Consider the following 16,280-nt stretch of genomic DNA (forward strand, 5'->3'; position numbering starts at 1 on the left):
TCAGACCGATGGAGTCATGCAGGCCGCATTCAGCAGGCCGACACCGACAGACACCGAAGCCACCAGGATCGCCGCGGAATTTTCCTGGTTGGCGATGCGCTGGGACAGGCCCTTGAGGGTCAGGCTGACCACCAGGAACGTGAGCAATTGCACCACCGCGGCAATGCCGGCCCAGAGCAGGAAGTCGATGATCGAGATGGAATGGGAAATCGCACTGGCCACCGGAATGGCAAAGCCCAGCAAGGCGCCGGACAGGGCGATGGAAGCGGCACTGTTGCCCTGGCGGATCAGGGCGAATTCGTTATAGGGGGTCAGGCGCGTGTAGATGAACGCGTAGAGGGCAAACACCAGGGCAGCGCCCAGCATGTAGAGCATGAAACCGAGCACCGCGTCGGCGGGCAGAGACATCTTCAGTGCATCCATGAACATCGCGTTCAAGCTTCCTTGGAAAACGGGGCGCGAGATATAGCACAGGCCGGATGGGGCGAAAACTGCGCAAAGGTAAAGTTTCAGGGCTCGGGGCAAGCTTCGACACCGAGCGCTCCGCCACCGATGGCCCCGACGCCTATCACGCCGGGGCCGGGAGGCGTTACTGGTTCACGCCCCAGATGCCGCCCAGGCTTTGCAGCAGGGAACCGCCAACGCCCTGCTGGCCCAGGTACTGCAGGATCAGCGGGGCAAACTGGCCGATCATGCCGCTGTCCATGCCCAGGGCGCCAAAGGCGTTGTTCAGGTCATTGGTGTCCTTGACGTTGCCCAGGGCGCTGCCCAGGCCGGCGCTGTTGCCGGAAGACTGGCCGAGCAGGCCGCTCAAGGCGCCCAGGCTGCCCAGGGCGTTGCTGCCCGAGAGCTGGTCCAGGCCCGGTACGCTTTGGCTCAGTTGCGAATAGTCGGTGCTGCTGAGTTGATTCTTCGCCAGGCCGAGCATGGCGCCGGTGCCACCGATGGCCTGCTCAGGGGTGACATTGAGTTGCGCCAGGGTGCCCAGCAGGCCGGCGGTCTGGGAAGTCGGCGCGGCGGCAGCGGCCTTGTCGCCGCCCTGCATGCCGGCAATGGCGTTGGCCGCATCGCTCAAGCTGAAACCGCCGGCCAACGCCGAACCGGCTGCCAGGGTCATCAGGGTAGCCAGGGCAAAACCGCGTGGAATATTCATCGAAACAACCTCATGGGGCGGGAAACCGTCCGGACTCGGGCGGCGGGAAACCAGTGTTTTGACTGAAACCCCAGGCGAATGTTCCAGCGCCTGCCCTGCCGTCCGGCGCCTGCATCCAGCTGCGCTGCTGCTGCGTATATCGTCCACAAGCGCCACCTTCGGGCTCCGGCATGAGGCAGCAGGACGTGAATGGAACAACCACCCACCCTGGACTAATCTCTGGCTGCGTCAGTCGGCGCTTGTCGCTGGCCCTTGTCCCAGTTCCTGTCAGGAGAATCGCCATCTCGAGCCTCGATACCGATCAGCTGCGGCACCTGCTGGCCCAGTGTTCACTGGGTGATCGCCGGGCCTTCGAAACCCTCTATCGCATGGTTGCCCCGCGCCTGCATGGCGTCGCCCTGCGCTTCATGGGCCGTCGCGATCTGGCCGAGGAAGTGCTGCAGGAAAGCTTCGTGCGCATCTGGAACAACGCCGTGCGCTACCAGCCGCACCTGTCCGCGCCCCTGACCTGGATGGTCAACATCACCCGCAACCAGGCCATCGACCAGTTGCGCAAACAGCGCGAACGGCCCCTGGGCGAACTCGAAGAACAACAGCTGGAGGATCAAAGCCCTTCGGCCCACGACCAACTGGACAGCGCCCGCGCCGCCCGGGCCCTGAACCGCTGCCTGGACAGCCTCGACGGCATGCAGCGCCAATCCATCACCGTGGCCTACTTCCAGGGCCTGTCCTGCTCGGAGCTGGCCGAACACCTGGCCGCGCCCCTGGGCTCGGTCAAATCCTGGATTCGTCGGGGCATGGAACGCCTGCGCCGGTGCCTTGAATCATGAACTATCGAACCCCTGAACGCCGCCGCGCCCTGGCCGCCGACTACGCCATCGGCCTGATGCAGGGCGCCGCCCGCCGGCGCTTCGAAATGCTCCTGCTGGACGACGCCGCCCTGCGCGAAGAACTGGCGCAGTGGCAGGAAAGCCTCGCCAGCCTGACCGAAGCCCTGCCTGAAGCGGCGGTGCCGGAACGGGTCTGGGCGGGCATCCAGGCACGCATCGAACCGCAAGTGCTGCACGTACCGCAGAAGAAACCGCTGTGGATGCGCCTGCGCCTGGCGCTTGCCGCCTGCGCCGTGCTGGCGACCCTGTACATCGGCTTTATCCAGCAGAGCGACCAGGTGCGCTACAGCGCCACCCTGCTCAGCGCCGACCAGCAACCGGCCCTGCGGATCAAGGCCCACGCCCAGTACCTGCAAGTCGAACCCCTGACCCTGGCCGCCATTGGCCTGGACCGCAGCCTGGAACTCTGGGCGATCCCTGCCGACGGCCAGCCGATTTCCCTCGGCGTGGTGCCGGTAGGCGGCCAAGGCAAGATCAACCTGAGCCCGGCCCAGCGCGCCCTGCTCGACACGCCGATTGCCCTGGCGGTAAGCCTTGAGCCCCACGGCGGCTCGCCCACCGGCCAACCCACCGGACCGGTGCTGTACCAGGGGCAATTGGCCGCGCTGTAACAGGCACCTGGTGGCGTAGGAGCGGGCTTGCCCGCGAACGCCGTCAGGGTAAACTCCGCGCCCAGGCCCCCCGCCGCGTCCTTGCAGGCAGGCCCTTGCCTGCCATGCAAGCCCCCGCCTCGCCTGGCGCCATCCACCGAACGGACTCTTATGAAAGCTGCGCTCTACAGCGGCCTGCTGCTGGCCCTGGCAATCGCCGTCTTGCTCTGGCGAATCGGCACCCCGGTTGATAGCAGCCAATGCGCCAACACGGCCCCGGGCCCCCTGAGCGGCTTTATCCGCCAGCACTTCAGCGACCGCCAGGGAGCCGACTGGCGCGACGACGGCAGCGCCTTGGGCATTCTTGGCGTTGCCGCGGCCCAGCCGTTCGCCCGCCAACCCGAGCGTTACTACTGCGAAGCCCTGAACCTGCTGCAGGACCCACAGCGAACCCAGACGGAAAAGGTGCACACCACGGCCCTGATGCTGTCCCTGCCCCTCGACTACTACCTGGACCTCATGGACCGCAGCCACCAGCTGTATCAGCGCGGGGCCATGGACCGCCCCGTCCTGACCCTGGTGCTGATACCAAGAGGCACGGCGCTGAACTACTGGTGGCTGCCCCAGTGGCGCTCACGCTTCCAGCGGGATGCGCCAGGCATCCTGGCCGAGACCGACATAAAGGAAATCCTGAGAGGCGAACACTGGTTCGACTACCCGGGCAGGGGCTATTGATCGAGTCGGGTTCGCAGGCAACGAAAAGCCCGCCAATGGGCGGGCTTTTCAGTCGGTATGAACTATCTGAACAACTCGGCATGGCTGCCAAGATCGACAAAGGTCACCAGCCCGGCTCGGGCCACGTCATAAATCAGCAGAAAATCGCCACCGATATGACACTCCCTGAAACCGTCCCACTCCCCCTTCAGCGCATGATCGAGGTACTGGGCCGGTAGTGGCTCCCCCAGGAACAGCAGCACCATGACCTTGCGCACTTCGTGCATATCGCGACGCCCCGCGCGCTGGTAGCGCTCCCATGACTTCTTGAACTCTGCTGTTTGCGCGCACTGCCTGGGCAGCTCAGCGCGCTTTTGCTTCTTCTCCGGCTTCGCCATCAGCATCCCTCAACATCTCGTCGATCGAATCGTACTGACGTCGAATCTCACGCGCCTGCGCCATGGCACGAGCGGTTTTCTCCGATGGGACACGCACTTCGAAAGGCAGTCCCTGCACGGCCACAACCTGACGCAGGAACAGGCGCATGGCCTCACTGAGGCTCAGCCCGCAGGCTTCCAGCACAGCAGTAGCACTCACCTTCAAGTCCTCGTCTATGCGGCAACGCACATCAGTGGTTTTCAGTAATGCAGCCAAGGTATCACCTCTATTAGTTATTTGTAGCTACGTTGTGGCCACGAAATGCATTCTGGGAGCTTTGCCTTTTTCGGTCAACCGATTTCAGTGGACCCGACTCGTGAACAGGACCTCGTGCACGTTCAGCGACGCCACAGCAGACGAAACCTCCTGCAAGACATCCACCCCCCAACGCCTTGCCGCCCCTGCGCCGGCGGCTTATAGTCCGCCGGTCGCCGAGATGGCGACCGGGTTTGGCGACCCGTCAGATACAAGGCGTACACGGTTTCCGCGCACAGTGGAAAACGTGAGCGCATGCGCATCCGTTGCTTTATGGCAGCTGTGCGCGGGAGACCTTCGGGTCTGCCGGGTTCTTGTGTCTCCGGTTCGCCAACCTGCGTACAGCTGCCACCCAATGCTTGGCGACAAATGAGTGGCGGCATTCAGGAAGACGACACAGGAGTGTTATCGAATGAACCGTTACATGCCGATCACCGGCCACGACTGCAACATTCCCTCTCTACTGATCGATACCCAGGCGCCGCTGGATGTGCTCCATGAAGCCGCCGCCTTCCGTATCCGCGCCGTGACCCAGGTGCTGGAGCAACTGGCCTTGAGCGATGCGCTGGGCAAGGACCCGGTACTGGCCCAGGAGTTGGCCCAGCTCTGCGCCATTCCCCTGCGCGATGGCTGCGATCTGATGGATGTGCTGGGACGGCGCTTGCGCGCCACGCTGATCGCCTGACTGCAACCGCTGGATGTGGCGAGGGAGCTTGCTCCCGCTGGGGTGCGCAGCGCCCCCCGGTAGCGTCTACGCGGTGAGCCTGACAAGCCACGGCAGTAGGTTTTACGACCGCTACGCGCCGGGGCGCCGGCCGGGCGAGAGCAAGCTCCCTCGCCACAGAAAAAACGCCGCATTCTCGGCAAGAGAAGGCGGCGTTTTTCGTTATTGGCAGGCTTCAAGCCAAAGGCTGACGATCCTCAGGCAGCGCTGAACAGCTTGTGCGGGTCGATGACGAATTTCTTCGGCACGCCGGCATCGAACTCGCCATAGCCGCGCGGGGCGTCGTCGAGGCTGATGACTTGCACGCCCACCACTTCGGCGATGTTGATGCGGTCCCACATGATGGCCTGCATCAGTTGGCGGTTGTACTTCATCACCGGGGTCTGGCCGGTGTGGAAGCTGTGGGACTTGGCCCAGCCCAGGCCGAAGCGGATGCTCAGGCTGCCCATCTTCGCCGCGGCGTCCACCGCGCCCGGGTCTTCGGTGACGTACAGGCCGGGAATACCGATCTTGCCCGCCACACGCACCACGCCCATCAGCGAGTTGAGCACGGTGGCCGGGGCCTCGTGCTGGGCACCGGCATGGCCGTGGCCACGGGCTTCGAAGCCCACGGCGTCCACCGCGCAGTCGACTTCCGGCTCGCCCAGCAGGGCGGCGATCTGTTCGTGCAGCGGGGTGTCCTTGGACAGGTCGGCAATTTCAAACCCCTGGGCCTTGGCGTGGGCCAGGCGCACCGGGTTGACGTCGCCGACGATCACCACCGCCGCCCCCAACAGGCGCGCAGACGCAGCGGCGGCCAGGCCGACCGGGCCGGCACCGGCGATGTAGACGCTGCTACCCGGGCCAACGCCGGCGGTGACGGCGCCGTGATAGCCGGTGGGCAGGATGTCGGAGAGGCAGGTCAGGTCGCGGATCTTCTCCATGGCCTTGTCGCGATCCGGCAGTTTCAGCAGGTTGAAGTCGGCGTAAGGCACCAGCACGTACTCGGCCTGGCCACCGGTCCAGTCGCCCATGTCGACGTAGCCGTAGGCGCCACCGGCGCGGGCCGGGTTGACGGTCAGGCAGACCCCGGTGTGCTGTTCCTTGCAGGAACGGCAGCGCCCGCACGCGACGTTGAACGGCACCGACACCAGGTCACCGATCTTCAGGTTCTCGACGTCGCTGCCCTTCTCGATCACTTCGCCAGTGATTTCATGACCCAGGACCAGGCCGACCTGGGCGGTGGTACGGCCGCGGACCATGTGTTGGTCCGAGCCGCAGATGTTGGTGGAGACTACGCGCAGGATGACGCCGTGCTCGATCTTCCTGCCGCGCGGGTCCTGCATTTTTGGATAGTCGATTTTCTGTACCTCGACCTTGCCGCTGCCCAGATACACGACACCACGATTACCAGACATGCTTTCACCTCGCTGTTGTTGTTATGGAACCGCGTTACCCAAAGGGGGAAACACGTGGATTGCTCGGGTACGGATGCTGTTTCGTTTTCAAAATCGTTTTCGCGAGCAAGCTCGCTCCCACACGGCGTGACTCCTGTAGGAGCGAGCTTGCTCGCGAAGGGCTGCGCAGCAGCCCCAAGAATCATCAGAGCACCACCGTGCGGTTGCCGTTCAAGAACACCCGCCGCTCGATGTGGTAGCCCACCGCCCGGGCCAGGGTCAGGCCCTCGATGTCGCGCCCCTTGGCGATCAGGTCTTCAGGGTAGTAACTGTGGTCCACCACCTCCACGCCCTGGGCGATGATCGGGCCTTCGTCCAGGTCGTTGTTGATGTAGTGCGCGGTGGCGCCCACCAGTTTCACGCCCTTGTTGTAGGCCTGGTGATAAGGCTTGGCGCCCTTGAAGCCCGGCAGCAGCGAGTGATGGATATTGATCGCCTTGCCATCGAGCTTGCGGCACAGCTCCGGCGACAGCACCTGCATGTAGCGGGCAAGGATCACCAGTTCGGCGCCGGACTCCTCGATCACCTGCCACACCTGTCGCTCCTGGGACGGCTTGTCGTTGGGGTCGAGGGGGAAGTGGTGGTAGGGAATCTGGTGCCAGTCGGCCAGGGGCTTGAGGTCCGGGTGGTTGGACACCACCGCCACCACGTCCATGGGCAACTGGCCGATGCGCTGGCGATAGAGCAGGTCGTTGAGGCAGTGATCGGCCTTGGAGACCATGATCACCACCTTCGGCCGATAGTGCGGCGCGGTCAGCTCGAAGTTCATTTCGAAGGCTTTGGCGCGCTCGGCCAGCCCCTGACGAAAACCCTGTTCGTCGAGGCCGTCGGGCTGGCGAAATTCCACGCGGATGAAGAAGCGACCCGAGAGCCGGTCATCGAAGGAGTGGTGCTCGGTGACGTAGCAACCCTGCTCGAACAGAAAGCGGGTCACCGCGTCCACCGTGCCGAGCACGCTGGGGCAGTCGGCGGTGAGAATCCATGTATCGGGGGCGCGGCTCATGGGCAGTAACTCCTGTTCGTTGGGGCAACCGCAGCGCGGTCGATTCTCTGTAGGAGCGAGCTTGCTCGCGAAAAATCCAAGGGCGCTGAGGTCTTCCGGGAAATCCATCCTTCGCGAGTTCGCGAGCCAGCCCGCTCCTACCAGGCCAAGCGGAGTTCAGGCCTGGACGCTCAGGCCATATTCGGCCGCGGCATCCTGCAGCCACATCCACCAGTAATCGGAGAAGCTGCGGCGTACCAGCAGCTCCCAGGTGTCTTCGCCGGTACGGCGGATCACCAGTTGCGACTTGGCGAACACCGTGCCCACGGCCTTGCCTACCGGGAAGTTGTTGGGGTGCACGTCGTAGCTGGTGGACTTCATCAGCACCTGGCGCACGTTGGGGCCGGACAGTTCGAGGATCTGCTGGCCGCCGCTGACGTTGACGATCTGGATATGCAGGTCGCCCAGGGCGGCGCGCAGGTTCTGCTCGGCGGCGAATTCTTCGCCGCTGGGCACGATCAGCAGCCACTCATCCGGGCCCAGCCATTGCAGGCTGCTCTCGCCCTTGACCACCACGCTCAGGGCGCCCGGCAATTCGATGCCCAGGGCCTTGTGCACCCCGGCGGCGAAGGCCGGGTCGTGGCCGTCGCCACGGATCGTCAGGTGACCGAGGAGTTTTTTCTCGCGCAGGATCACACCGGCGTTCTTGCGGCCCTTGCCCACCAGGCTCGGCAGGTCGGCGTGGTGCAGGGGCGACTCGGCCTTGGCCCCGGTGGTGGGGCGCTGTTGGTAAACGTTGACTGCGGTCATAGAGCACCTGTCCTGAATTCTGTTGATAACGCCCTGTAGGAGCCGGCTCGCCGGCGAAGAGGCCCTTGGGCCTTGTGGCAGCCTTGAGGCCGCCTTCGCTGGCAAGCCAGCTCCTACATGGGCGTGTTGTGCCTTAGATGTTCTGGCGGTCGCCTTTGGGGTCGAAGAACACCGAGGAAACGATTTCCGCCTCGATCACCCGGCCATCGGCCAGGGGCGCGAAGACTCGCTCGCCCAGGCGCTTGAGGCCGCCCTTGACCACGCCCAGGGCAAAGGAATAACCCAGGGAGTTGTGGGCATAGCTGGAGGTCACGTGACCGACCATGCTCATCGGGATCGCCTGCTTGGGGTTGAACACCAGCTGCGCGCCTTCCGGCAGCCACTGGGTCGGGTCGATCGGCTTGAGGCCCACCAGTTGCTTGCGCTCCTCGCGCACGCAGTCTTCACGGTTCATCCCGCGCCAGCCGATCCACGAGAACGGCTTGGTCCGGCCCACGCACCAACCCATGTTCAGGTCGTCCGGGGTCATCGAGCCGTCGGTGTCCTGGCCAACGATGATGAAACCCTTCTCGGCCCGCAGCACGTGCATGGTTTCGGTGCCGTAGGGGGTCAGGTTGTACTTCTTGCCAGCCTCGACGATCTGCTCCAGCACGCCCATGGCGTAGTCGGCCTGGACGTTGACCTCGTAGGACAGCTCGCCGGTGAAGGAGATACGGAACACCCGCGCCGGCACGCCGCCCACCAGGCCTTCCTTCCAGGTCATGAACGGGAAGCCGTCCTTGTCCAGGTCGATGTCGGTGACTTCGCTCAGCAGCTTGCGGCTGTTGGGGCCCGACAGGGTCATGGTGGCCCAGTGGTCGGTGACCGAGGTGAAGTACACCTTGAGATCCGGCCATTCGGTCTGCTGGTAGATTTCCAGCCACTGCAGCACGCGCGCCGCGCCGCCGGTGGTGGTGGTCATCAGGAAGTGGTTGTCGGCCAGACAGGCGGTCACGCCGTCGTCGAAGACCATGCCGTCTTCCTTGCACATCAGGCCGTAGCGGGCCTTGCCCACGTCGAGCTTGGTCCAGGCGTTGGTGTAGATGCGGTTGAGGAACTCCCGGGCGTCCGGGCCCTGGATGTCGATCTTGCCCAGGGTCGAGGCGTCCAGCAGGCCGACGCTGTCGCGCACCGCCAGGCATTCACGCTTGACCGCGGCATGCAGGTCTTCGCCGTTTTTCGGGAAGTACCAAGGGCGCTTCCACTGACCGACGTCCTCGAATTCGGCGCCGTTCTTCACGTGCCAGGCGTGCAGTGCGGTGAAGCGTACCGGCTCGAAGATGTGCCCGCAGTGACGCCCAGCCACGGCGCCGAAGGTGATCGGCGTGTAGTTCGGGCGGAACATGGTGGTGCCCATCTGCGGAATGCTGACGTTCAGCGAACGAGCGGCGATGGCCAGACCGTTGACGTTGCCCAGCTTGCCCTGATCGGTGCCGAAGCCCAGGGCAGTGTAGCGCTTGACGTGCTCCACCGATTCGAAGCCCTCGCGGGTCGCCAGTTCGATGGCGGCGGCGGTGACGTCGTTCTGCAGGTCGACGAATTGCTTGGGCGCGCGAGCGGTGCCTTTTTCATGGGGCACCTGGAACAGCGCCAGGGTCGGTTCTTCCAGGCGGGCCAGGGCTTTGGGCAACACGCCCTCAACGCTCTGGAACCCGGCTTCGCTGGCGGCGCGCACGCCACCTTCGAAACCGTCGGCCAGGGTGTCGCCGAGGCTGTAGACGCCGTTGATGCCACCGACGCACACGCGCTTCTGCGGTGCTTCACCGGGCACGAAACCGAGGATGTCTTCGCGCCACACCGGCTTGCCGCCCAGGTGCGAGGCCAGGTGCACCACCGGGCTGTAGCCGCCGGAGCTGGCGATCAGGTCGCAGTCGAGCCATTCGCCGGGGCTGGTGACCTTGTGCGCCTTGACGTCGATGGCCGCTACGCGCGCGCCGGTCACGTGCTTGCTGCCACGGGCCTCGATCACCGCACTGGAAGTGAGGATGCGGATGCCCTTGGCCCGGGCTTCTTCCACCAGGGCGCCGCGGGGGTTGTGCCGCGCATCGGCGATGGCCACCACTTGCAGGCTGGCGTCGAGCCAGTCCAGGGCCACGCGGTAGGCGTGGTCGTTGTTGGTGGACAGCACCAGTTTCTTGCCCGGGGCCACGCCGTAGCGACGCACGTAGGTGGACACTGCGCCGGCCAGCATGTTGCCCGGCACGTCGTTGTTGCCGTAGACCAGCGGCCGCTCATGGGCGCCGGTGGCCAGCACCACGCGCTTGGCGCGGACCCGGTGGATACGCTGGCGCACCTGGCCGATCGGCGCGCGGTCGCCGAGGTGATCGGTGAGGCGCTCGTGGATGGTCAGGAAGTTATGGTCGTGGTAGCCGTTGACCGTGGCCCGTGGCAGCAGCAACACGTCCGGCAGCGACTTGAGCTCGGCGACCACACTGGCCACCCACTCCACCGCCGGCTTGCCGTCCAGGCTTTCGCGACTGTCCAGCAGGCTGCCGCCGAACTCTTCCTGCTCATCGGCGAGGATCACCCGGGCGCCGCTGCGGGCAGCGGCCAGGGCGGCGGCGAGGCCGGCCGGGCCGGCGCCGACGATCAGCACGTCGCAGTGCTGGTTCATGTTGTCGTAGGTGTCCGGATCGTTCTCGGTGGGCGAGCGACCGAGGCCCGCCGCCTTGCGGATGTACTTCTCGTAGGTCATCCAGAACGATTGCGGGTACATGAAGGTTTTGTAGTAGAAGCCCGGCGGCATCAGCTTGCCGCCGACCTTGCCGAGAATCCCCATCATGTCGTTGTTGACGCTGGGCCAGCCGTTGGTGCTGGTGGCCACCAGGCCCTGGTACAGCGCCTGTTGGGTGGCGCGCACGTTGGGAATCTGGGTGGCTTCGGTGGCGCCGATCTGCAGCACCGCGTTGGGCTCTTCGCAGCCCGCGGCGAAGATGCCCCGAGGCCGGGAGTACTTGAAGCTGCGACCGATGATGTCCACGCCGTTGGCCAGCAGGGCCGAGGCCAGGGTGTCGCCTTCAAAGCCTTTGTAGCTCTGGCCGTTGAAGGTGAAGGTGATGACTTTGTTGCGGTCGATGCGTCCGCCGTTGGACAGGCGATTGGTCTGGCTCATACCTTCTCTCCAGCAGCCTTGGCGGTGAACTGCGGTTTGGTGCCTATCTTGTAGGTTTCAAGAATTTCGTAGGTCACGGTGTCGCGGGTGGCGTTGAAGTACTGGCGGCAACCGGCGGCGTGAATCCACAACTCGTGGTGCAGGCCGCGGGGGTTGTCGCGGAAGAACATGTAGTCGCCCCACTCCTCGTCGGTGCAGGCGTTGGGGTCCAGGGGCCGGGGAATGTGGGCCTGGCCGGACGAATGGAATTCCTCTTCGGAGCGCAGCTCGCCGCAGTGAGGACAGAAGATATGCAACATAGGGAGTTGTCCTTTTAGTGGGCGACCGCAGCAGCGCCGTGTTCGTCGATCAGCGCACCGTTGTGGAAACGGTCGATGGAGAAAGGGGCGGCCAATGGATGCATCTCGCCCTTGGCCAGGCTTGCGGCAAACACGTTGCCCGAGCCCGGGGTGGCCTTGAAGCCGCCGGTGCCCCAACCGCAGTTGAAGAACATGTTCGGCACCGGGGTCTTGGAAATGATCGGGCAGGCATCCGGGCTGGTGTCGACGATGCCGCCCCACTGGCGGTTCATGCGCACTCGGGAAAGGATCGGGAACATCTCGACGATGGCCTGGATGGTGTGCTCGATCACCGGGTAGGAGCCGCGCTGGCCGTAGCCGACCCAGCCGTCGATACCGGCGCCGATCACCAGGTCGCCCTTGTCCGACTGGCTGATGTAGCCGTGCACCGCGTTGGACATGATCACGCTGTCGATGATCGGTTTGATCGGCTCCGACACCAGGGCTTGCAGCGGGTGGGACTCGATCGGCAGGCGGAAGCCCGCGAGCTTGGCCATGTGCCCGGAGTTACCGGCGGTGACCACACCGACGCGCTTGGCGCCGATAAAGCCCTTGTTGGTCTCGACGCCAATGCACACGCCGTTTTCCTTGCGAAAACCGATGACTTCGGTCTGCTGGATCAGGTCCACGCCCAGGGCGTCGGCAGCCCGGGCAAAGCCCCAGGCCACGGCGTCGTGACGGGCCACGCCGCCACGGCGCTGGACCGTGGCACCGAGGATCGGATAACGGGTGTTTTTCGAACAATCCAGGTAGGGGATCTCATCCGCCACCTGCTGGGTGTTGAGCAGCTCGCCATCGATGCCGTTGAGGCGGTTGGCGCTGACCCGACGCTCGGAATCACGGATGTCCTGCAGGGTGTGGCACAGGTTGTAGACACCGCGCTGGGAGAACATCACGTTGTAGTTGAGGTCCTGGGACAGGCCTTCCCACAGCTTCATGGCGTGCTCGTAGAGCTGCGCCGACTCGTCCCACAGGTAGTTGGAACGCACGATGGTGGTGTTGCGCGCGGTGTTGCCGCCGCCCAGCCAGCCTTTTTCCACCACCGCGACGTTGGTGATGCCGTGTTCCTTGGCCAGGTAGTAGGCCGTGGCCAGGCCATGCCCACCACCGCCGACGATGACCACGTCATAGACCTTCTTCGGGGTCGGCGTGCGCCACATGCGCTGCCAGTTTTCATGGTGGCTGAGAGAGTGCTTGAAGAGGCCGAAGCCCGAATAGCGTTGCATAGTCATTGCTCCAGTTGCGGCTCTCAGCGGTAAACCGGGAAATCAGCGCACAGGGCTGCCACCTGGCGCGCGACATTGGCCTCGACGTCGGCATCGCCGAGGTGGTCGAGGATGTCGCAGATCCAGCCCGCCAGCTCGGTGCACTGGGTGACCTTGAATCCGCGGGTGGTGACCGCCGGGGTGCCGATGCGCAGGCCGGAGGTGACAAACGGCGACTGCGGGTCGTTGGGCACGGCGTTCTTGTTCACGGTGATGTGGGCGCGGCCCAGGGCGGCGTCGGCATCCTTGCCGGTCAGGCCCTGACGGATCAGGCTGACCAGGAACAGATGGTTGTCGGTGCCACCGGACACTACATCGTAGCCGCGTTTGATAAATACGCCGGCCATGGCCTGGGCGTTGTCGATCACCTGTTGCTGGTAGGCCTTGAACCCGGGCTCCAGCGCTTCCTTGAAGCACACCGCCTTGGCGGCGATCACGTGCATCAACGGACCGCCCTGAGCGCCGGGGAATACCGCGGCGTTGAGTTTCTTCTCGATCTCTTCGTTGGCCTTGGCCAGGATCAGGCCGCCACGGGGACCGCGCAGGGTCTTGTGGGTGGTGGTGGTGACCACGTCGGCATAGGGCAGCGGGTTGGGATACAGACCGGCGGCCACCAGCCCGGCGACGTGGGCCATGTCGACGAACAGCAGCGCCCCGACCTTGTCGGCGATCTGCCGGAAACGCGGGAAGTCCAGGGTCTTGGAGTAGGCCGAGAAGCCGGCGACGATCATCTTCGGCTTATGTTCCACGGCCAGGCGCTCGACTTCGTCGTAGTCGATCAGCCCGGTGGTGGTGTCGATACCGTACTGCACGGCGTTGTACAGCTTGCCCGAAGACGACACCTTGGCGCCGTGGGTCAAGTGACCGCCATGGGCCAGGCTCATGCCGAGAATGGTGTCGCCGGCCTGCAGCAGGGCCAGGTACACCGCGCTGTTGGCGGAAGAACCGGAGTGCGGCTGGACGTTGGCGTAATCGGCGCCGAACAGCTGCTTGGCACGCTCGATGGCCAGGGCCTCGACCTTGTCCACATGCTCGCAGCCACCGTAGTAGCGCTTGCCTGGGTAGCCTTCGGCGTACTTGTTGGTCAGCCCGCTGCCTTGCGCCTGCATCACCCGCTTGCTGGTGTAGTTCTCCGACGCGATCAGCTCGATGTGATCTTCCTGGCGTTGTTCCTCGGCATTGATCGCCGCCAGCAGTGCATCGTCGTAACCCTGGATCTGGTCTTGCTTGCTGAACATCACGTCTCTCCCAGCGGCGGCGCTGCGCCTTTCGTCTCGGTGAGGCCAGCCTTAAAGCTGCGCCCTTTGGATGCGATGGTATGACCGGCAAGGGGAACTCAAATGCCTATGGACGCCACGCAAAGGTGCGTTTACGACATGCCTTGGCGCACGGAGATAAATGCCTCGGACCACAGCCGGGCGAAGGCTCTGGATCGACACCTTGCGGCGCAGCACAGGTCCGGGCCGCAGGCGAAAGGCGCCCGCCCCTGTAGCCGCTGCTGAGCCTGCGAAGCTGCGCAAAGGTCCGCAGGACCTTGCCTGGCGATCTCCAGCCACACCTCTACGCCCTCAAGATCGCCGCGTCTGCTACGTCGCAATGCCGCCCAAGCCGTTCGCAGCCTGCGGCAGCGGCTACAGGAGTTGGCGCAGGGCCAGCAGCAGGAGAAAGTGCGCCGGGTACAGCAGGTAGGCCCAGCGCCGCATCGCCGGCACCGTACAGCCGCGCAACACTCGCAGCAGCATCACTCCCAGCCACGGCGCCAGCAGACAAACGGCAATACCGCAGGTCGCCACCGGATTGCCCAGGCGCGCCGCCGGGAACAAGGTTTCCCATTGGTTGGCCGCCAGGCATAGCGCTCCAGGCAGCAGGCTGAAATACCAGGGGCGGCGCAGCACCAGCAGCAGGGCCAGTGGCAGCAACACCCCGAAGGCGCCAAACATCAGCCACTCACTGCCCCCCAAAGCCAGGACCAGGGCCAACAGGCCGAGCCCCCGATCCAGTCGCCGAGGCTGCTGCCAGCCCCGGGCCACCAGCAAGCCCAGGGCCAGGGTCGGCAGCACATTCAAGGTGTCGGGATCAGGCACGAACAGCCGATAGGGAATCTCACTCAGCGCGCTGAACAGCAGCAGCCAGCCCAGGTAACGCCATTGCCCGGTCGGGCGTCCGGCACGCTCACTCAGGCGCGTCAGATTCACCGCCATGGCCAGACAGAACCAGGGAAACGCCAGCCGCCCCGGCACATACAGCCAGTCCAGGCTCAGGCCCACATACCGCAGGTGATCCAGCACCATGCTCAGCAGCGCCAGCCACTTCAGTGCATCCAGCGCCCCATCGCGCTGGCGGTTGTCGGTTTTCAGCATCGCATCACGCATAAATCCTTATGGGCCCTGCATTATTCCTGCATAAACAGAGCGTGTGCTGAGCCATTATTCTTGGGTAAAGTGCGCACCATCATCGACCACGGAGCCGGCCATGACCGACAAGAGCCAACAATTCGCCAGCGACAACTACTCCGGCATCTGCCCCGAAGCCTGGGCCGCCATGGAGCAGGCCAACCACGGCCACGAGCGCGCTTACGGCGACGATCAGTGGACCGCTCGCGCCTCGGATCATTTCCGCAAACTGTTCGAAACCGACTGCGAAGTGTTCTTCGCCTTCAACGGCACCGCCGCCAACTCCCTGGCCCTGTCGTCGCTGTGCCAGAGTTATCACAGCGTGATCTGCTCGGAAACCGCCCACGTCGAAACCGACGAATGCGGCGCCCCGGAGTTCTTCTCCAACGGTTCCAAGCTGCTGATCGCCGGCACCCAGAACGGCAAGCTGACCCCTGAATCGATCCGCGAGATCGCCCTCAAGCGCCAGGACATCCACTATCCCAAGCCGCGGGTGGTGACCCTGACCCAGGCCACCGAAGTGGGCAGCGTCTACACCCCGGAAGAAGTCCGCGCCATCAGCGCCACCTGCAAGGAACTGGGGCTGAACCTGCACATGGACGGCGCGCGCTTCTCCAACGCCTGCGCCTTCCTGGGCTGCACCCCGGCGGAGCTGACCTGGAAGGCCGGCGTCGACGTGTTGTGCTTTGGCGGCACGAAAAACGGCATGGCGGTGGGTGAAGCGATCCTGTTCTTCAACCACAAGCTGGCGGAAGACTTCGACTACCGCTGCAAACAGGCCGGCCAGCTGGCCTCGAAAATGCGCTTTCTCTCGGCGCCCTGGGTCGGCCTGCTGGAAAACGACGCCTGGCTCAAGCACGCCCGCCACGCCAACCACTGCGCACAGTTGCTGGCCCAGCTGGTGGCCGACATCCCTGGCGTGGAGCTGATGTTCCCGGTGCAGGCCAACGGCGTGTTCCTGCAACTCTCGGAACCGGCGATTGCCGCCCTGACCGCCAGGGGCTGGCGCTTCTACACCTTCATCGGCAAGGGCGGCGCGCGCTTCATGTGCTCCTGGGACACCGAAGAAGAACGCGTGCGCGAATTGGCAGCGGACATCCGCACCGTGATGAGCGCCTGACCCATCCCCTCCGCATGTAGG

General features: G+C 64.6%; 17 protein-coding genes. 5 read left to right on the plus strand and 12 right to left on the minus strand.

Annotation, left to right across the window (positions count from 1 at the left end; translation table 11 throughout):
• Positions 1 to 429 carry a DUF350 domain-containing protein gene (locus tag PST29_RS27790; protein ID WP_016963056.1) on the minus strand — a complete coding sequence of 143 codons (429 nt, stop codon included), beginning with the start codon at positions 427 to 429 and terminating at the stop codon, positions 1 to 3.
• 160 nt (positions 430 to 589) lie between these two features.
• A complete protein-coding gene (locus PST29_RS27795; protein WP_060844817.1) occupies positions 590 to 1,153 on the minus strand; it encodes a DUF2780 domain-containing protein in 564 nt (187 codons plus the stop codon).
• 185 nt (positions 1,154 to 1,338) lie between these two features.
• Between PST29_RS27795 and PST29_RS27800 the strand changes: the two genes are divergently transcribed.
• The 3 genes from PST29_RS27800 to PST29_RS27810 all read left to right on the plus strand — a co-directional run bounded on the left by PST29_RS27800 (position 1,339) and on the right by PST29_RS27810 (position 3,368).
• Entirely contained in the window at positions 1,339 to 1,983 is a 645-nt protein-coding gene (locus PST29_RS27800) for a sigma-70 family RNA polymerase sigma factor (RefSeq protein ID WP_060841432.1), read from the plus strand.
• Positions 1,980 to 2,654 carry an anti-sigma factor gene (locus PST29_RS27805; protein ID WP_060844818.1) on the plus strand — a complete coding sequence of 225 codons (675 nt, stop codon included), beginning with the start codon at positions 1,980 to 1,982 and terminating at the stop codon, positions 2,652 to 2,654. Before PST29_RS27800 ends, PST29_RS27805 begins: the two co-directional genes overlap by 4 nt.
• A gap of 150 nt (positions 2,655 to 2,804) precedes the next feature.
• Positions 2,805 to 3,368: a hypothetical protein gene (locus PST29_RS27810; RefSeq protein WP_060844819.1), complete on the plus strand. Its 564-nt coding sequence runs from the start codon at positions 2,805 to 2,807 to the stop codon at positions 3,366 to 3,368.
• A 62-nt stretch (positions 3,369 to 3,430) separates the two neighbouring features.
• On the opposite strand, the gene PST29_RS27815 is transcribed toward PST29_RS27810, so the two are convergent.
• Positions 3,431 to 3,751, minus strand: coding sequence for a type II toxin-antitoxin system YafQ family toxin (locus tag PST29_RS27815; protein ID WP_232513184.1), 321 nt, complete (start codon positions 3,749 to 3,751; stop codon positions 3,431 to 3,433).
• Positions 3,711 to 4,001, minus strand: a complete 291-nt coding sequence (locus PST29_RS27820) for a type II toxin-antitoxin system RelB/DinJ family antitoxin (RefSeq protein ID WP_060841436.1) — start codon at positions 3,999 to 4,001, stop codon at positions 3,711 to 3,713. Before PST29_RS27820 ends, PST29_RS27815 begins: the two co-directional genes overlap by 41 nt.
• A 451-nt stretch (positions 4,002 to 4,452) precedes the next feature.
• Here PST29_RS27820 and PST29_RS27825 point away from each other — a divergent pair, with 451 nt between their 5' ends.
• Entirely contained in the window at positions 4,453 to 4,725 is a 273-nt protein-coding gene (locus PST29_RS27825; protein ID WP_047306413.1) for a hypothetical protein, read from the plus strand.
• 236 nt (positions 4,726 to 4,961) lie between these two features.
• Here PST29_RS27825 and fdhA read toward each other — a convergent pair whose 3' ends face one another.
• The 8 genes from fdhA to PST29_RS27865 form a co-directional block, all read right to left on the minus strand.
• Positions 4,962 to 6,161, minus strand: coding sequence for a formaldehyde dehydrogenase, glutathione-independent (gene fdhA / locus PST29_RS27830; protein ID WP_047289632.1), 1,200 nt, complete (start codon positions 6,159 to 6,161; stop codon positions 4,962 to 4,964).
• A 184-nt stretch (positions 6,162 to 6,345) separates the two neighbouring features.
• Positions 6,346 to 7,203, minus strand: a complete 858-nt coding sequence (purU, locus tag PST29_RS27835; protein ID WP_060841437.1) for a formyltetrahydrofolate deformylase — start codon at positions 7,201 to 7,203, stop codon at positions 6,346 to 6,348.
• Positions 7,204 to 7,359: 156 nt separating this feature from the next.
• Positions 7,360 to 7,992, minus strand: a complete 633-nt coding sequence (locus PST29_RS27840) for a sarcosine oxidase subunit gamma (protein ID WP_016964293.1) — start codon at positions 7,990 to 7,992, stop codon at positions 7,360 to 7,362.
• Positions 7,993 to 8,125: 133 nt separating this feature from the next.
• A complete protein-coding gene (locus PST29_RS27845; RefSeq protein ID WP_060844821.1) occupies positions 8,126 to 11,143 on the minus strand; it encodes a sarcosine oxidase subunit alpha in 3,018 nt (1,005 codons plus the stop codon).
• Positions 11,140 to 11,442 carry a sarcosine oxidase subunit delta gene (locus tag PST29_RS27850; RefSeq protein WP_011063902.1) on the minus strand — a complete coding sequence of 101 codons (303 nt, stop codon included), beginning with the start codon at positions 11,440 to 11,442 and terminating at the stop codon, positions 11,140 to 11,142. The genes PST29_RS27845 and PST29_RS27850 overlap by 4 nt, the downstream gene beginning before the upstream one ends.
• 14 nt (positions 11,443 to 11,456) lie before the next feature.
• A complete protein-coding gene (locus tag PST29_RS27855; protein WP_060841439.1) occupies positions 11,457 to 12,707 on the minus strand; it encodes a sarcosine oxidase subunit beta family protein in 1,251 nt (416 codons plus the stop codon).
• Positions 12,708 to 12,730: 23 nt separating this feature from the next.
• Positions 12,731 to 13,984, minus strand: a complete 1,254-nt coding sequence (locus tag PST29_RS27860; protein ID WP_047306418.1) for a serine hydroxymethyltransferase — start codon at positions 13,982 to 13,984, stop codon at positions 12,731 to 12,733.
• Positions 13,985 to 14,377: 393 nt separating this feature from the next.
• A complete protein-coding gene (locus tag PST29_RS27865; protein ID WP_060844822.1) occupies positions 14,378 to 15,118 on the minus strand; it encodes a TraX family protein in 741 nt (246 codons plus the stop codon).
• Between the two features lie 100 nt (positions 15,119 to 15,218).
• Here PST29_RS27865 and PST29_RS27870 point away from each other — a divergent pair, with 100 nt between their 5' ends.
• Complete coding sequence (locus tag PST29_RS27870) at positions 15,219 to 16,259, plus strand: threonine aldolase family protein (RefSeq protein WP_060841442.1); 1,041 nt, start codon at positions 15,219 to 15,221, stop codon at positions 16,257 to 16,259.
• The last annotated feature ends 21 nt before the right edge of the window (positions 16,260 to 16,280 follow it).

This window comes from Pseudomonas sp. St29, assembly GCF_001547915.1.
Classification (GTDB): Bacteria; Pseudomonadota; Gammaproteobacteria; order Pseudomonadales; family Pseudomonadaceae; genus Aquipseudomonas.

Excerpts from the sequence above, each read along its gene's own strand:
- PST29_RS27815 (WP_232513184.1), bottom strand. The coding sequence starts at position 3,751 with ATGCTGATGGCGAAGCCGGAGAAGAAGCAAAAGCGCGCTGAGCTGCCC.
- PST29_RS27860 (WP_047306418.1), bottom strand. The coding sequence starts at position 13,984 with ATGTTCAGCAAGCAAGACCAGATCCAGGGTTACGACGATGCACTGCTG.
- PST29_RS27805 (WP_060844818.1), top strand. The coding sequence starts at position 1,980 with ATGAACTATCGAACCCCTGAACGCCGCCGCGCCCTGGCCGCCGACTAC.
- PST29_RS27825 (WP_047306413.1), top strand. The coding sequence starts at position 4,453 with ATGAACCGTTACATGCCGATCACCGGCCACGACTGCAACATTCCCTCT.
- PST29_RS27840 (WP_016964293.1), bottom strand. The coding sequence starts at position 7,992 with ATGACCGCAGTCAACGTTTACCAACAGCGCCCCACCACCGGGGCCAAG.
- fdhA (WP_047289632.1), bottom strand. The coding sequence starts at position 6,161 with ATGTCTGGTAATCGTGGTGTCGTGTATCTGGGCAGCGGCAAGGTCGAG.
- PST29_RS27790 (WP_016963056.1), bottom strand. The coding sequence starts at position 429 with ATGTTCATGGATGCACTGAAGATGTCTCTGCCCGCCGACGCGGTGCTC.
- PST29_RS27865 (WP_060844822.1), bottom strand. The coding sequence starts at position 15,118 with ATGCGTGATGCGATGCTGAAAACCGACAACCGCCAGCGCGATGGGGCG.
- PST29_RS27845 (WP_060844821.1), bottom strand. The coding sequence starts at position 11,143 with ATGAGCCAGACCAATCGCCTGTCCAACGGCGGACGCATCGACCGCAAC.
- PST29_RS27870 (WP_060841442.1), top strand. The coding sequence starts at position 15,219 with ATGACCGACAAGAGCCAACAATTCGCCAGCGACAACTACTCCGGCATC.
- PST29_RS27810 (WP_060844819.1), top strand. The coding sequence starts at position 2,805 with ATGAAAGCTGCGCTCTACAGCGGCCTGCTGCTGGCCCTGGCAATCGCC.
- PST29_RS27850 (WP_011063902.1), bottom strand. The coding sequence starts at position 11,442 with ATGTTGCATATCTTCTGTCCTCACTGCGGCGAGCTGCGCTCCGAAGAG.
- purU (WP_060841437.1), bottom strand. The coding sequence starts at position 7,203 with ATGAGCCGCGCCCCCGATACATGGATTCTCACCGCCGACTGCCCCAGC.
- PST29_RS27855 (WP_060841439.1), bottom strand. The coding sequence starts at position 12,707 with ATGCAACGCTATTCGGGCTTCGGCCTCTTCAAGCACTCTCTCAGCCAC.
- PST29_RS27795 (WP_060844817.1), bottom strand. The coding sequence starts at position 1,153 with ATGAATATTCCACGCGGTTTTGCCCTGGCTACCCTGATGACCCTGGCA.